This is a genomic window from Pontibacterium sp., assembly GCF_964228735.1.
In the GTDB taxonomy this organism is placed as follows: domain Bacteria; phylum Pseudomonadota; class Gammaproteobacteria; order Pseudomonadales; family Balneatricaceae; genus Pontibacterium.
Genome location: NZ_CAXRBQ010000007.1, coordinates 29,344 through 45,230, shown reverse-complemented (window position 1 = coordinate 45,230; position 15,887 = coordinate 29,344). Strand labels below are relative to the sequence as shown.

The 15,887-nt window shown below is 49.5% G+C and carries 16 protein-coding genes; 5 read left to right on the top strand and 11 right to left on the bottom strand.

The window, feature by feature from the left end; all coding sequences use genetic code 11:
* Positions 1-4: 4 nt before the first annotated feature.
* Positions 5-118, bottom strand: a complete 114-nt coding sequence (locus tag ACEQ15_RS00670; RefSeq protein WP_370277028.1) for a lipoprotein — start codon at positions 116-118, stop codon at positions 5-7.
* Between the two features lie 176 nt (positions 119-294).
* Here ACEQ15_RS00670 and cyaY point away from each other — a divergent pair, with 176 nt between their 5' ends.
* The 4 genes from cyaY (at position 295) to gmhB (ending at position 2,768) form a co-directional block, all read left to right on the top strand.
* On the top strand, positions 295-618 hold the full coding sequence (gene cyaY / locus ACEQ15_RS00665) for an iron donor protein CyaY (protein WP_370277026.1): 324 nt from the start codon (positions 295-297) through the stop codon (positions 616-618).
* A gap of 53 nt (positions 619-671) precedes the next feature.
* Complete coding sequence (gene lpxL / locus ACEQ15_RS00660; RefSeq protein ID WP_370277025.1) at positions 672-1,580, top strand: LpxL/LpxP family Kdo(2)-lipid IV(A) lauroyl/palmitoleoyl acyltransferase; 909 nt, start codon at positions 672-674, stop codon at positions 1,578-1,580.
* Between the two features lie 79 nt (positions 1,581-1,659).
* A complete protein-coding gene (locus ACEQ15_RS00655; protein WP_370277023.1) occupies positions 1,660-2,223 on the top strand; it encodes an SIS domain-containing protein in 564 nt (187 codons plus the stop codon).
* On the top strand, positions 2,220-2,768 hold the full coding sequence (gmhB, locus tag ACEQ15_RS00650) for a D-glycero-beta-D-manno-heptose 1,7-bisphosphate 7-phosphatase (RefSeq protein ID WP_370277021.1): 549 nt from the start codon (positions 2,220-2,222) through the stop codon (positions 2,766-2,768). The genes ACEQ15_RS00655 and gmhB overlap by 4 nt, the downstream gene beginning before the upstream one ends.
* Here gmhB and waaA read toward each other — a convergent pair.
* The 10 genes from waaA to ACEQ15_RS00600 form a co-directional block, all read right to left on the bottom strand.
* Positions 2,765-3,988, bottom strand: a complete 1,224-nt coding sequence (waaA, locus tag ACEQ15_RS00645; RefSeq protein WP_370277063.1) for a lipid IV(A) 3-deoxy-D-manno-octulosonic acid transferase — start codon at positions 3,986-3,988, stop codon at positions 2,765-2,767. The two genes, gmhB and waaA, sit on opposite strands and share 4 nt — an antisense overlap.
* 32 nt (positions 3,989-4,020) lie before the next feature.
* Positions 4,021-4,986, bottom strand: coding sequence for a glycosyltransferase family 9 protein (locus tag ACEQ15_RS00640; RefSeq protein ID WP_370277019.1), 966 nt, complete (start codon positions 4,984-4,986; stop codon positions 4,021-4,023).
* Positions 4,987-5,002: 16 nt separating this feature from the next.
* Positions 5,003-6,004: an ADP-glyceromanno-heptose 6-epimerase gene (rfaD, locus tag ACEQ15_RS00635; protein ID WP_370277016.1), complete on the bottom strand. Its 1,002-nt coding sequence runs from the start codon at positions 6,002-6,004 to the stop codon at positions 5,003-5,005.
* Between the two features lie 5 nt (positions 6,005-6,009).
* Positions 6,010-7,446 (bottom strand): bifunctional D-glycero-beta-D-manno-heptose-7-phosphate kinase/D-glycero-beta-D-manno-heptose 1-phosphate adenylyltransferase HldE, encoded by a 1,437-nt coding sequence (gene hldE / locus ACEQ15_RS00630; RefSeq protein ID WP_370277015.1) that lies wholly within the window; start codon positions 7,444-7,446, stop codon positions 6,010-6,012.
* Positions 7,443-9,239 carry a lipid A export permease/ATP-binding protein MsbA gene (gene msbA / locus ACEQ15_RS00625; protein ID WP_370277014.1) on the bottom strand — a complete coding sequence of 599 codons (1,797 nt, stop codon included), beginning with the start codon at positions 9,237-9,239 and terminating at the stop codon, positions 7,443-7,445. Before msbA ends, hldE begins: the two co-directional genes overlap by 4 nt.
* Positions 9,240-9,344: 105 nt before the next feature.
* Positions 9,345-10,358 carry a glycosyltransferase family 9 protein gene (locus tag ACEQ15_RS00620; protein WP_370277012.1) on the bottom strand — a complete coding sequence of 338 codons (1,014 nt, stop codon included), beginning with the start codon at positions 10,356-10,358 and terminating at the stop codon, positions 9,345-9,347.
* 19 nt (positions 10,359-10,377) lie between these two features.
* Positions 10,378-11,481, bottom strand: a complete 1,104-nt coding sequence (locus ACEQ15_RS00615) for a glycosyltransferase family 9 protein (protein WP_370277011.1) — start codon at positions 11,479-11,481, stop codon at positions 10,378-10,380.
* Between the two features lie 3 nt (positions 11,482-11,484).
* Positions 11,485-12,648: an O-antigen ligase family protein gene (locus ACEQ15_RS00610; RefSeq protein WP_370277010.1), complete on the bottom strand. Its 1,164-nt coding sequence runs from the start codon at positions 12,646-12,648 to the stop codon at positions 11,485-11,487.
* Entirely contained in the window at positions 12,632-13,744 is a 1,113-nt protein-coding gene (locus tag ACEQ15_RS00605) for a glycosyltransferase family 4 protein (RefSeq protein ID WP_370277009.1), read from the bottom strand. The genes ACEQ15_RS00610 and ACEQ15_RS00605 overlap by 17 nt, the downstream gene beginning before the upstream one ends.
* Positions 13,741-14,628 (bottom strand): mitochondrial fission ELM1 family protein, encoded by an 888-nt coding sequence (locus ACEQ15_RS00600; RefSeq protein WP_370277007.1) that lies wholly within the window; start codon positions 14,626-14,628, stop codon positions 13,741-13,743. Before ACEQ15_RS00600 ends, ACEQ15_RS00605 begins: the two co-directional genes overlap by 4 nt.
* 257 nt (positions 14,629-14,885) lie before the next feature.
* Here ACEQ15_RS00600 and ACEQ15_RS00595 point away from each other — a divergent pair, with 257 nt between their 5' ends.
* The gene (locus ACEQ15_RS00595; RefSeq protein WP_370277006.1) at positions 14,886-15,881 is read left to right on the top strand and encodes a branched-chain amino acid aminotransferase; all 996 of its coding nucleotides are present in this window, start codon (positions 14,886-14,888) and stop codon (positions 15,879-15,881) included.
* The last annotated feature ends 6 nt before the right edge of the window (positions 15,882-15,887 follow it).

The window sequence follows — 15,887 nt, the reverse complement described above, 5'->3', positions numbered from 1 at the left end:
CTCGTTAATTCTGCTGTGTCTGTTGTGAACCTTCTTCCGGCAGGTACAGAGGGCCTTTCTGCCCACAGCCCGCCAGCAACATCACGCTTACGAAGAATGCAAATCCAATCTTTTTCACGGTTATTTCCACAGCCAGGTCGGCACTCTGTCCGGAATTGTGCAGATATCTGCTTGAAACAGGGCACCATGGTTAGTTAATCGGTCGATTATACCCTTCCACAGGAATGATGAGTACAGGCGTGAAGTCGGATATACTGCGCCGACACCTATCCGGATAACCTGTGGAGTTCACCTGTGACCGAAAGCGAATTTAATGACAAGGTTGATGCGACGCTGGAAGCGATCGAAGAGATGCTGGACGAGGCGGAAACCGATCTGGACTATGTCACCAGTGGCGGTGTCTTGACCGTGATCTGCGAAAACCACACCCAGATCATCTTTACCCGCCAGGCGCCGGTCAAACAACTTTGGGTTGCAACCCGTAGTGGCGGCTTCCACTTTGACTTTGATGAGACTCAGGATACCTGGGTGCTGGACAGCGACCAGACCCCGCTCTCCATCTTCCTGAATCAGGCGTTTGCAGAGCAGGCAGGCGAAACGTTTGAGTTCCAACTCTAATTAAGTCACACAATATTCCTGACACCAGCAATTTTTTACCAGCTAATTCGTCCATGAGCAAGAAATCGGATCTTCCCCTGTATCATCCTCGTTTGTGGCCAACATGGCTCACATTGGCTTTGCTTTGGTGCTGTAGCCAGCTTCCCTTCGACTCGCAACTGTCGATCGGTAAAACACTGGGCTTAGCTCTGACCAAATTAGCAAAGCGCCGGCACAAGATTGCTAAACGCAACCTAGAGCTTTGTTTCCCTAATATGAGTCATGCTGACCGTGAGGAGTTGTTGAAGGAGGTTTTCATTCAGCAGGGCATGGGACTGATCGAAATGGCACAGGTATGGTGGCCACGTCCCAAAGCACTACTGAATCGTTATCATATAGAAGGTCTAGAGCACTATCATCGAGCTAAACAGGCCCATCAGGGCGTATTATTGCTGGGCGGTCATTATTCGGTGCTGGAGCTGGGGGCTTTATTCCTTTCCAACGAAATGACACTGGATGGAATGTATAGAGCAAACAACAACCCGGTGCTCGACCAAATAGGACGTAAAGGAAGGGCTCGCTTCTTTGAGACAGCAATAGAACGCCGTGATATACGTCAGCTTATCAAGAGACTGAAACAGGGAAAGACTGTTTGGTACGCTCCTGATCAGGATTTCGGACGCAAGAATACCGTTTTTGCACCATTTTTCGGCATTTCCGCTGCGACATTGACCGCAACATCTCGCATCGTAAAAATGACCGGAGTTCCTGTTCTATTTATTTCTCAACATCGCAATCCAGACAATACCTACACTATCCGAATAGCACCACCACTTACCGACTTTCCATCCGGGAACGACGCTCAGGATGCTACCCGGCTGAATCTGGAGCTTGAAAAGATCGTCCGTACCAATCCGTCCCAATACATGTGGGTTCACCGGCGTTTCAAAACACAACCTGATGGTAAAAATCTATATCAGTAATCAAATCGGTTTTTAGCCGTCAGACTGATACAGTATTTTATCTCTACTTAGACGAGTTAATTCTCTTTAGGGACGTTACATGTCATACATCGATACACTTCAACGGCACCAATCCCTCTTTGCCAATCTAGGGGAACTGGAAAAGGATGTGACCCTACTCGCCGAGCACATCGAAAACTGCATAAAGTCCGGCGGCAAAATCCTTTTTATGGGCAACGGAGGCAGCGCAGCTGATTGTCAGCATCTGGCGGCAGAGTTTGTGGTGCGCTATAAAGCTGAGAGACAACCGATTGCCGCCATGGCACTGACAGTCGATAGTTCGATATTAACGGCACATGCCAACGACTACGACTTCTCTTCTGTATTCACAAGGCAAGTACAAGCTTTTTGCCAACCAAAAGATCTGGTAATTGGCATCTCCACCTCGGGGAGCAGTGCCAACGTTATTGATGCGATACGGGAAGCGCGCCAGATCGGCGCATGTTGCTGGTCATGGACAGGTGTAAAAAAAGGTCAACTGGACGATCTTTCTGATCATGTGATAAAGGTGCCTTGCGACGAGACCGCGCGGATTCAGGAAGCTCACATTTTCATCGGACACTGGCTTTGCGAAGAAATCGATCGCAGGATTACTGAGTCATGAAACTCGTAATACTCGACCGAGATGGCGTCATCAACGAAGATTCCGACGCATATGTTAAAAGCGTTGATGAATGGATTCCACTACCGGGTAGTGCCGATGCCATCGCCAAGCTGACGCAATCTGGATATACCGTCGCCGTTGCGACAAATCAATCTGGCCTCGCAAGGGGATACTTCTCTCAACACGACTTGGACGCTATGCATGAAAAAATGCTAGCACTGATAAAAGAGAAGGGAGGCAAGATCGCCCACATTGCCTGGTGCCCACACGGCCCGGATGATAACTGCAATTGCCGTAAACCGTTGCCGGGAATGATCAACGAAATCCGCGACACACTGTCTGTACCGGATGATACTATCTGCTGGATGATAGGTGATAGCCTACGCGATCTTCAAGCCGGTGCTGTAGCGAACTGCAGGACCATCCTCGTAAAAACAGGCAAAGGAATGCGAACGCTGGAAGATACCAGCAATGCACTGCCTGTTGGCAGTCATATCTGCATGGACCTGGCTGACGCTGTGAAACTGATTTTAGCGACAGACTAAAGCCATCGATCTACAGTTTTGTACAAACGCTCCAAAGCACCTTTGTTTTCTTCTACAAAGGTGCGCCCCTTTTGTCCCATATCCCTTCGACATTGCTCCTCCTCCAGCAGCTTTTTAATCGTTGCTGCCATAGCGTCTTTGTCCTGAACGATTGAGAGACCTCCCCTTTTTTGCAGGCGTTCGCAGATTTCCTCGAAATTAAAAACATGCGGCCCCATTATCACTGGCTTACCCAGAAATGCGGGCTCCAGCGGATTATGCCCCCCCCTTTCAATCAGAGAACCACCGACCACTGCGATATCTGACGCTGCATACAGTAGCACCAACTCTCCCATGGTATCGCCAAGATATACCTGAGTCGCTGATGTCGGCTCCGTTCCGCTACTGCGACGACAATACTCGAAGTCCGCCGCTTCGATAACGGCTGCTACTTCATCAAAGCGATCTGGATGACGAGGTACAATTACGAGCACAAGGTCTTCACAGGTCTGCAGCAATAATCTGAAAACCTGGAGCAACTGTTCTTCTTCAGGATCGTGTGTGCTGGCAGCTATCAGTACCGGGCGACACTCTCCCCATTGATGTCTCAGATGCCTAGATTCTTCTTCTAAGCCCTGAGGTACTGCCACATCAAATTTAATACTGCCATTTACGAACAAGTTATCCTCAGGCAAACCTAGCGCCACAAATCGATCAGCCCCGGGCTGGTCTTGCGCTACCACGTAACTAAGTTGCTGCAGCATCGGTCTGGTGACACCGGAAAAACGTCTATAACCTCTTGCTGAACGCTCTGACAACCTCGCATTTACCAGTAAAGACGGTACTTTATGTCCATCACAACAGTTAATCAGGTTTGGCCATAGTTCGGTTTCAACGACCATACATACGCGGGGATCAATGCGCTTCAAAAATCGATTCACCGCCCAAGGTACATCATACGGGCAATAGAAATGTTGTACGTCATTCCCAAACGCTGCCCGCACCCGCTCCGCCCCTGTAGGGGTCATCGTCGTCATAATGATCGGGATGTCGGGATGTCGTTGTAACAAAAGTTTAACCAGCGGAACAATGGCCAGGGTCTCGCCAACGGACACAGCATGTATCCATATCGGTTGCGGTCCACTCTGCTCTGGTACGCAACCTAGCCTTTGCCACCACCGCTCACGATAAGCAGGTTGTTTTCTGCCACGCCACCAGAGACGCAGCAGAACCAGGGGCATCATGATATAGAACAAAAAGGTGTACAGCTGCCTCATACAACTTCGACCAGATTCAGACACGGCAACAGCTCCGCCATCTGCACCAGCACCTCATCCACCTGAATTTCATTAATCGGTACACATTTTATGTACCGTTTCTGATTACAGATGGCTCCTACCTCATGATCATCCCCTGTAGAAAACAGCGTTACCAAAGGAACACCTAATGCGCCTGCAATGTGAGCAGGCCCAGTATCATTGCTGACGATCAGATCACAGCAACTGATTGCACCACAAAGCTGCGGTAAGGTAACCGAGCGAACGAGGTGTCCTTTATCAACAAAGGAAGACAAATACTGCTCTTCTGCCGGCCCAGCAAAAATTACCACCTCGGCTTGACCGGATAAACGTTTCGCCAGCTCCGCAAAACGTTCATGATGCCAACGTCGGCTTTCCTGTGTTGAACCTATATTGAGCCCCACAACAGGCAGGTCACGGCTTAGGCCTTGCTTCCATGAAGCGGCATATTTACGCCCGTTTTCAGAGAGACACAACTTCGGCGGATAAATTTGGCGTTCTAACTGGGCAATACGCGCGAATTGCTCAATCCGATGCCCATCGGTTCTGACAGGCACTACAACATCGTAGGGTTTGGCATATTTGTGTTTTTTGGGTGCTCCGATCTTTTTTGCCGCATGCGCCATCCGTGTGATGAATCCGGTTTCACCAAAGTTCTGAAAATCCAAAACCATATCATACTGCTGCTCCCTAACTGCCCTCAACACACGAAAAGCCTCTTTCAAAGCGGGCAATAACCGTCGCTGGCGGAAAGGTTTACGGTTTAGAGTAATCACCTCATCGATTAGACCAGATGTTTCGCTCGCAATCCCCGCATTCACCACATCTGCCAATAACGTAATTCGGCAGCCCGGGTAACGCTGCTTGAGCGCCCCAAATATGCCAGTCAGCATCACAATATCCCCCAAGCCACTGAAGCGGATAGCGAGAATCTGCATCATCCTTGGGCACTCCTGATTATGCTGTGTATCCGAATCGATCGTAGAGAGCACGAATCTCCGGAATATACTGAGAAATACCCTGTTCCAGTGTCAATGAGGGTTTATATCCCAGCACATCAGTACTTAATGAGATATCTGCCTCAGTATGCATTTGGTAGCCAGCATAAGGGTTTGGGAAATAATCGACTGGAAGATCAGTACCCAAGAGTGGCTGAAGCACATCCACAATATCCTTGAAACTACGACACAGCCCTGTGCCAACATTAAAGACACCACTCTGGTCGGACGCCATGGACAGCAGGTTTGCTTCTACCACATCCTGCACATGAATAAAGTCACGACGAATATTGTCAGACCCTTCGAAAAGGCGGGGGGTACGGCCATCCAGCAGTTGCAGTCCCAACTGTAAAACCATCGATGCTGTCTTGCCTTTAAAGTACTCTCCAGGTCCATATACGTTGAAGAAACGCAGGCCTGCGGTTTGCTGTAGCGGATACTGTTTACGGTAAGAGGCTGCCAGATGATCCATCGCCAGCTTGCTGTAGCCATATACATTATCCGGCGACTCAATACCGATCGTCTGCGGCGCTGGCTGAGGGCCATAAGTTGCCGCGCTTGAGGCATAAACCATTCGTGCGCCATCCACACGTGCCAGATCCAACAGATCCCGGAAGGCATTTACATTGGTGCGGACCACCAGATTCTGGTCATCAGCGCGAGTATCGGATATCGCAGCTTGGTGAACGATATAATCGAAACCGTATCCTCGCAAACGGTTCAAATCATCGGCGCTGTTTATATCTCCGCAAATCACCTCTCCGGTGAATTGAAGCAGATTTTCCCAATGTCCCAAACTGATCAGATTGCCGTTTCCAAAGCGGCGGCCATCCTGGAAACGATCAAACACAACTATTTCAGCAAGAGGCCAACGCTCCTGAATTGTAAGAGCCAGGTTACTGCCAATGAAACCGGCACCACCCGTAATCAGAATTTTTTTGCCATTCAAGTCCAGACTCATCTTTACTAACCCTGTTCGGCATCCGCCTTTATCTTGTCAACGATTAACGTAGTGGAACATGCATCAAGAAACGGCATAAGTTCTACACGACCACCATAACTTTGCACGAACTCCGCACCAACCACTGTTTCAACCGTATAGTCACCACCTTTTACCAGTACATCAGGCTTTACTGCCCGAATAATACGTTCAGGCGTATCCTCGTCAAATGGGATCACCCAGTCTACTGCCGCAAGCCCTGCCAATACGGCCATACGTCGTTCAACAGGATTTATCGGACGACCGTCACCTTTAAGGCGCCTGACCGAATCATCGCTGTTCACCGCCAGCACCAAACGATCTCCTTTCGATCGCGCTTCCTCCAGGTAACCAACATGTCCAGCGTGCAGAATATCGAAACAACCGTTAGTGAAAACAATACTCTCACCTTCCGTACGGGCTTCTTCCAGCGCAATCATGAGCTGATCTTCAGCAACCACACCTTGTTCAGCACCTTGCTCAGCCATGACCTTGCGCCTCAATTCAGGCGCACTGATAGCGGCGGTACCCAGTTTTGCAACAACAATACCGGCAGCGATGTTAGCTAAAGCCACCGAAGTTGCCATCGTCTCTCCCGAAGCCAATGCTGCAGCAAGGGTGGAAATAACCGTGTCTCCCGCACCGGTAACGTCATAAACTTCACGTGCGCGCGCAGGATAATGAATCTCTTCCAAACCAGGCCTGATCAGCGTCATACCTTGCTCACTGCGAGTGACCAATAACGCTTCCAGTTGAAGTTTTTCAATCAATGCTTGCCCGCGCTTTACTAGCTCTCGTTCGCAACTGCAGTGACCCACGACAGCTTCAAACTCGCTCAGATTGGGTGTCAACAGTGTCGCACCGGCATAGCGCTGAAAGTCAGTGCCTTTGGGATCGACTAACACCACCTTGCCCGCATTACGCGCTGTGTTGATTAGCTGTTCAACACTGCTCAGAGTACCTTTCGCATAATCCGAGATGATAACCACATCAGTGTGGTTGATCAGATTACTCATTCTCTGAGCAATCGCCTGACTGTGATCACGATGAAAGGCTTCCTCAAAGTCCAAACGGATTAACTGTTGGTGACGACTCAAGACCCTTAGCTTTGTGACGGTTGGCTCATCTTCAGTCACCGCAAAGTCACAGTAAATACCCGCAGAAGACAACTGTTTTTCCAACGCACGCCCTGCATCATCAGCTCCGACCAACCCTATAAGCGATGCTGGCGCCCCTAAAGCCCTGACGTTCAGAGCAACGTTAGCTGCCCCCCCAGGGCGATCTTCCTGGCTTCCGACTTTAACAACCGGGACTGGTGCTTCAGGCGATATACGCGATGTATCACCATGCCAATAACGGTCCAGCATAAGGTCGCCAATAACAAGTACTCGTCCCTGATCAAACCGCGGCATACTCACATTCATTCAGCTCTGCTCCCCGATCCTACTTCTTCATCGGTATCTTTCTGATTAAACTGCATACGATGCAGGGAGGCATAAGCCCCACCGCGTTTCAGTAACTCTTGATGACTTCCACTCTCCACGATTCGGCCATTATCCATGACCAAAATGCGATCCACGTTTTCGATAGTGGAAAGACGGTGAGCGATTACCAGTGTTGTGCGTCCCCGCATTACATTTTCCATCGCAGCTTGGATATGCCTCTCCGATTCGGTATCCAAGGCAGAAGTTGCCTCATCCAAAATCAGAATTGGAGCGTCCTTCAACAGAGCACGGGCGATGGCAATACGTTGACGCTGCCCCCCTGAGAGCATCAGGCCATTTTCACCGATTACCGTGTCCAGCCCGTCAGGCATGCGGACAGCAAACTCCAACACATGAGCAGCCTGGGCAGCAGCTTCAATTTTCTCCCGGCTACTTCCTGCCAGTGCACCATATGCTATATTTTCCGCAATGGTTCCTTCAAATAGCACCACATGCTGGTTAACAAGTGCTATCTGGCTACGCAAGCTGTCCAGCTCGATATCTTCAACAGAAACTCCATCAAGAAGCAATTGCCCCTGACTTAGCTCATAAAAGCGGGGAAGCAGGCTTACTAGTGTTGATTTACCACTACCTGAACGCCCGACCAGCGCAACGGATTCTCCGGGTTGAATGTGCAGATCAATGTTCTTTAAAACTGGCTCTGCATTACAGCTGTAAGCAAAGCTGAGAGCTTTCAATTCGATATCACCCGTCGCTTTAAGTTTATAGCGCCCGGTATCACGTTCACCGTCAGTATCAGTAAACTCAAAAACACTCTCCGCAGCTGCAATCCCACGCTGGATAATGCTATTCACCTCTGTCACTTGCCTCATAGGCTTGGCAATCATACCCGCGGCCGTAATGAACGCAATAAACTCACCCGCGCTCATCTGTGCCATTAAACTGGGATGCATCGCTGTGTACATCAATATTGCAAGCGCACAAGCAACAATCAGTTGCACCAGTGGCGTATTGACCGACTGAGTAACCACCAATTTCATGAATTGCTGACGATTGCGCTCACTTGCTTCCAGAAAACGTGATCGCTCTCGGTCTTTACCGCCAAAAATACGAACAACCTCTATTCCCTTAATCGACTCCGAAGCCACGTGCGCAACATCGCCTACCGAGTCCTGAATTTCGGTACTCAAACGGCGCAACCTTTTAGAAGCGTAACGTACCACAAATGCAATAAGGGGGACTGCGGCAAGAAAAATCAACGTCAACTTCCAGTTGAGGTAAATCAGATATCCAAGTAAGCCAATTATGGTAAGCCCTTCACGCAGAACCACGCGTATCGCGTCAGTTGCGGCTCCCGTCACTTGCTCAACGTTGAAGGTCAGACGAGAAAGAATCTGCCCAGAGCTTTGTGTATCAAAAAAGCCACGAGGCAGATTTAAAAGTTTTTCAAATAAGTCCTGACGAAGTTTATTAATCACTCGGCGAGCTATATATGCCAAGGCATAACTAGCCAGAAAGGTCCCCATTCCGCGTACAAAGAACAATCCAATAACAGAAAGGGCTAGAGCGCCACGCCACTCAAACTCTCCTTTACCAACCGTATCCACAACATACTCAAGCCATTTCGCGAAACCTGTTTGCGTAATGGCATATAATACAAACCCTAGAAACGCTGCCGTAAATACATGCCAATATGGCTTAACATACGCTAGTAAGCGCCGGTATAACATCCAGCCTGATGGTCTGGCTGTTTCAGTGATTGATTTTTGCATCTAGAGGATCGATTCGTTGAGGAAGAATATTGCGGTATGTCAGTAAGATTATAACAGATTCCAATGACCACCTAATGATTCAGGCCAATCGCACAGTACTAGCAGTCAGTTCAGCTCTGCAAGTACCGTACACGCCACCTCTTCCGGGGCAAGTTTCGCCATACATTGCTCGGAAAAATGGTCAACAAAGCACTCAGGGTCAATCTGAAACCAACGTACATGATTACCTAATGGCTTAACTCTCTCGGCACGAGTAGGTCCACAAATCACCCAAATGGGAGTACTTGCCGCAGCCGCAACATGGGCAACCCCCGTATCATTGGAAATGATAGCCTTTGCAGCATCTGCCAGAAGCGGAATTACACACAGCGATGTTTGATTGCATAGGTTAATAGCCTTATCACCGATACCCTCAGTGACCGCACTACACACATTTTGCTCATCACCACTACCAACGATAACGATCTTTTCAACGCCTCCATCCAACAGCTTCTTCCCTAGCTGAATGTAATTTTCCGTCCCCCATCTCTTATCCTTGCCAGCCGCACTGCTACCAGGAACAAGAACAACGTAGTCCTTCTGTACTAGGCAGTTTCTCTCCAAAATTTCTTTCGCCTCATCTGAAGCTTGAGTTGGTAGATAAAATACTGGCCGATCGCTTTTAAGTCCTACTCCAAGCCCCTCCAGGGGCGCTTGATAGCAATTGAAGGCATAGATAAACGGATCAACATACCCACACGGCAGGTTATAAGGAAAGCTAGACTTCATCCCTACACGATACTTGGGAGCAATACCCAAGAAGACTGCCAACGTCAAATACAAACGGCTACGATCATTACTTTGTAAATCAATCACCAGATCATAGCGCTCTTCGCGCAACATTCGCAGCCATGTGCTCGCAGACTCGAGCCTCGCAACCTTTCGCACCCGTTGCACAAACAGTTTCTCAAATCGCGGGTCATTCTCAAACAACTGACACCAGGGCGGCTCTACATTTAGATGTAGTTCTGCATCGGGGTAGTGCCTGTGAATATCTTCAAATAAAGCGCTACACAAGGCTACATCTCCCAGCCCCCCCCAACGCACCAAAAGAATTTTCCTGAAACGTTTATCCGACATTACTCTTTCGACCACCCCATCATGTGTTTAGCTTGCGTTCAAGCTCTGCTTTTGCTTCTAGCACCTCGTCAACGGATATCCCTGTCATACATACATTGTTGACACACTCACTCCTGAAACAAAAGCTGCAAGGCAACACCCGTTCAAGCACAACACTACTAGCAGCTGGCGGATGCCACTTATCGCTAAGATCACGCGTACTAAATAATGACACTAAGGGTGTATGGACCGCGTAGGCTAAGTGCATAGCGCCAGTATCCTGACTGATTGCCAAATCCATCTTCGATAAAATTGCCGCTGTCTCTAGAATACTTGTTTTACCGCATAAATTCCGGACCCCTGAATTAGTACCAGAAATCAAATTACTTTCCTCAACTTCATCAGGGCCACCTATGAGATATACCTCAGCTTCGGTTTGCAAGGCGCGAGATAATTCTTTCCAACGCTCCAGAGGCCATTTTTTAGCCTGAAGCTTTCCACCAATCAGCAATGCTATCCGTTTTTTTTCTGTTGGTGGAATCAGAGCTAGTGCTTTCTGCTTGTGCTTGTTCTTAATTGCCAACGGATATTCACTTTGCCCTTCTATTCCTTCCTTTCGCAAAGCATCCAAAAACCGATCAACTTCACGAGGTACTCTCATGCTTCTCTTCTGAATAGGCAGAAATCGTTTAATTCGCCCTGCATCCCACCCAAAAGCAGAAGGAATACCAGCAACAAAACGAACATAAAGCATATTGCGAACGGATTTTATGAGGTTTAGATTTTGTGGTATTTCAACATACAGGTCATAACCTCCTTCTCGAATGAGTTTCAATGCTTTGTGGCGATCACCTTTAGCGAATATGTAAATATTGTCTACCACATCTCCGCCATCAATCAGGTCACGTATCGTAATTCCGACTGCCTGGGTAGACACGAGGTCAATTCGAGCATTATGAAAAAACCGTCTCAACAGCATGATCGCAGGCAACGCAACAACAGAATCTCCGAAAGCGCCAACACGATGAATAACTATTTTTCGAGGTGAATCCACTTTCCTAAACAGCAAAGACTTTAAGCAAGCAATCACTGCTCGGCGATAACCGTAGGCTGCTTTGAGATAGAAAACTTTCAATATTTCCAACGCCTATCCTCTCTCTGACACTTTGCCAAAACTTTCAGAACACCCACCACTCAATTGTGTGCTCCACAAATAAAAGAGTCCCATTACATAAAAGAGGTAAAAGCGCCCAAAAACGGAATGCATTGCTTTATCAAGAAACAATACAACTACAACCGAGACAAATACGGCTCCCAGTGTAGCTAAAACATGTAAATTTTCGCCTGACACCATGCGATAGCGATTACCAGCCAACACTCCCAAATGCCCAAGCATAAGCAGGAATATAACACCTCCTATGGGGCCTACTTCGAACCACAACTCTAAGAAAGCATTATGAAAATGCCTAACTTTAGGAATAAATTCTGCTCCAACACTGCTGTATACGCCGCTCCCCAGCCAGCTAATGTCTGGAGAATGCTCAACAACCTGATTCCAAATTGCTAATCTCTGACTACTCAAACGATTCAATAATTCGTATGTAGACCCCCCTTCCAAAGCTCTCCCGCTGATAATTGCATCCACGCTAATTGCAAACAGCAACGCCAACGGAAGACTTATTAAAAGCAAGCCTATTCTGCGCTCACGTACTGCAAAATACACCGCAACTGCGGCAAGCACAGATAACACCTCTGTACGGCTATCAGACACCAATAACAATCCGAATATCCCGCTAAGCACCCACCACTTGTATTTAAAACTCGACAACAGCAGCCAAGGTAGTAGAACAGCAGCAACCATGCCATTGACATCATGAGCTGGGGAGAACCCGTCACCCTTCTCAATGGCAGTTGCTATGAATTGCACTACAAAAACCCCACCAGCCGACAAGCCAATCCATCCTGCATTTTGTAAAGTGCGGGCATTGATTGTTAACCTATATACTTGAAGTTGCAGAAGCACTGAACTAGCCAAAACATACGCTATCAAGTACTTAAAATTTTGGTCGCCTGTTGGAGATAGCAGCGTCGAACCTAAAAAAACAGCGATAAACGCAAGATACAAAAAAGAAAGAAGGCGACATCGATGTATCACGACTGAAACACGAGGAAGGAATACCAAGAGCCCTACCAATGCAAACAACCCCAGCAGTGTATTGCCAACTCCGCGCCCCACTTGATATCCACACACCACCAGCACGGGGAACCAAACAATGTGTTTTGCCAACCAATCCCTACTCAGTAAAGTCATTTACTAATTCCCCATACACCGCCAAGGTCTTATCCAACATGGTCGTTTTAAGGAACTCAGGATTACCGTGCGGCCGCACACCCGATTCCAGCACCTCACTCACGGTTTTCACCAACTGATCAGCGTCGTTCAATGGCGTTTTACCCAGAGGATAGAGCGCAGTAAGAATCTCACCAACCCCACCATGATCGTACCCAACAACCGGCACCCCCTGACCAATCGCTTCTGCCACCGTGCGACCAAAAGACTCCGGCTTAGTGGACAAGGACAGCACCAGGTCCGAAACGGAGTAGATATCACGGATATCCGAACGCGCACCGGTAAACGTAATGTGCTCGCTTAAGCCTTCGTCATTCACCCGGCTGTACAGTTCTTCTGCGTACGCTTTGCGTTTCGCATCTTCACCACCTACGATCAGAGCGTGTACCGGCATTCCTTGGGCAACCAGCACCTTTATCATATCGATCAGATCGTTATGGCCTTTGAGGCGGGTCAGTCGACCTGCCAATGTGATGACCTTTTTACCTTCAAGCTGTGGAAAGTCCGATCGCCACTTTTCCAGCCATTCCTCCGACGGCTGATAGCCCAGAGGGAATTCCTGCGGATCAATGCCACGGTACACTAAACGCACATTACCCATATCCGTTTCGGGATAGTTATTGCGAATGTAAGCTTCAACGGTTTTAGAAACGGCAATCACCCGCTCCCCTTTGCACATGACACCGCTGTATTTCGATACTGAGTACAACCCATGCACTGTGGTTACTAAACGCGGACGCTCATTAGGATTCATCCCTTTCCAGGCAAACCATGCGATCCAGGCAGGCAAGCGGGAGCGCACATGCAGGATGTCCGGCTTTTCCTGTTTCAGCCAACGCCTCAACGCCCAGACATGTCGAAAGGTCCAGAATGATTTGGTACCCAAGTCCCAGGTAACATGGCGCGAGCCTTCGGCTTCAAGCTGTTTCACCATGCGGCCTCCCGCCGAGATCACAATCGATTCGTGGCCACGCTTCACCAGCTCTTCAGCAACTTCCAGCGTGCCACGTTCAACGCCGCCGCCATCCAGATCCGGCAATAACTGTACAACCTTCATGACAACAACCTCTTGCGGACCAGTTCTGCGCAGCGCTCTGCTTCGTTAAATGGCGTTTCGGGCAATGGCAGCAAACGGCTCTCCTGCCAACGACTAAACGGGGTGACCTTATGATTATCAATCAACAGCTGCAAGCCGCGGGTAATACGATTGCTCGCCTGCGGTGGAAGTTCCAAGATTCCTACGGCAGATCCAGCGGTGAGCGACTCAAACACCATCGATACGCTGTCGCCACTCACCCAACACTGTTCTGCCTGCGGCAGATGCTTACCCAGCCAGCCAGGACCGGTCTGTTCAAAGGGCACGATCTCCAGATTCGGTAATTCTGCCTGCTGTACCAGTGGCAAAAAGCTCTCCGGTGTACGGCGTGATGTGGTCAACAACCAGGGTATTGAGCCATCCACAATCGCTTTGAGTTGATCAACCAGAAGCTGGTCATCCCAGCCAAAATGCTTGGACAGCCCACCGATCAGGATCATCCCTTTGCTATCTGGCTCACGCTCAGCCATTGACTGCATCCGGTTCAGAGCCCCATCTGTCAGCACCACATTTGTACGCTCACCCGGCTCGTCATGCTTCGGAATCAAACAGAGATCAAACCAACCCATCGGCAAAGACGGTTTCATCATCAACACAGCAGGCGCACAGGTTGCGCGCTTATAAGCCAGCAGACTCAGATGGGTGCGATGCCCTGCACCGATCAGCAGATCTGGCTTTCCATCCGCTCCGCCCAGGCACAGCAATTTCAGTGCAGCGGTTCGGGTTAACGCGGGTTTGGTTTCGATATGCACATCGGGGATCTGACGCTGCAGCGCCTCCGCCAGTCCGAGACTCTGGTTCAGATGTCCCGGTTTTCCATCACTGATAATCCAGATCTGTGTCAAAGCGGACCTGCTTGGCAAATAGTGGGGCTGGGATTGGTTACAGCGGCGCTGTGACCGTTTTCAATGCGGCAATGATACTAAAATCCCCACAAAACACCCAGTAATCGCGCTGGACGTAACGATTTTCTGCATCTGGGAATTCCATTTTTTGCCAAGATGCTTAAAATCAACAGGCTTGGGCGAGAACCGCTAAGTTTCTCCCGTTCCGATTCATCTGGAACGTTTTCACCTAACCCGCTTTTAGTAGGACGCTTCACATGACAGCATTTGGTTCCGTGTTTATGCCAGAAATGGCAATTTCCTGGTTTGATGGCTCTAACTGGAGCGAGACCGAAGTCGTCTCCAGCGACAGCATCCAGTTGCACCCGGGCGCCCATGTGTTGCACTACTCCAGTACCTGCTTTGAAGGCCTGAAAGCGTTCCGCCACAAGGATGGCTCCATCAAGATCTTCCGCATGGACAAAAACGTCGACCGTTTTGCCCAGAGTTCAGCACTGCTGGGTCTGCCGGAGATCAACAAAGACGTCACCGCCATGATGATCCGCGATATCGTGGCGCGTTTTGCGGACGAAGTACCGGAAGCACCTGGCTCCATGTACATCCGTCCGACCCACTTCGGTACTGAGCCTGCGATCGGTAAAGCCGCGGTTCCGTCCCTGACCTCCTGTCAGTACGTATTGCTGTCTCCGGTAGGCGACTACTTTGCCGGTGGGGACAAGGCTCTGCGCCTGCTGATCGAAGATCAGAACATGCGCTGCCCACCGCACATGGGCATGGTGAAGAGTGGTGGTAACTACGCCGCGGCCCTGCAGCCGATCATGCACGCCCGTGCAGAAGTACAGGCCGACCAGGTTCTGTTCTGCCCGAACGGCGACGTACAGGAAACCGGCGCAGCGAACTTCCTTTTGATCGACGGTAACGAACTGATCACTAAAGCACTGGATGCAAGCTTCCTGCACGGAGTGACCCGTGACTCCATACTGACCATCGCCCGCGACATGGGTATGGACGTACAAGAGCGTGAACTGAGCGTAGACGAGCTGTTGGAGCGCGCGAAGAAGCCAGGCTGTGAAGCAGCACTCTCCGGTACCGCAGCTGTACTGGCACCAGTTGGAACCCTGATCCACCACGGCCAGGAGATCGACGTAGGTAACGGCGGCATCGGTGAAACCACCGTGAAACTGCGTACCGCACTAAACGCAATCCAGTGGGGTGAAGCGGAAGACACCCACGGCTGGTTGACCAGCGTTTAATCACGA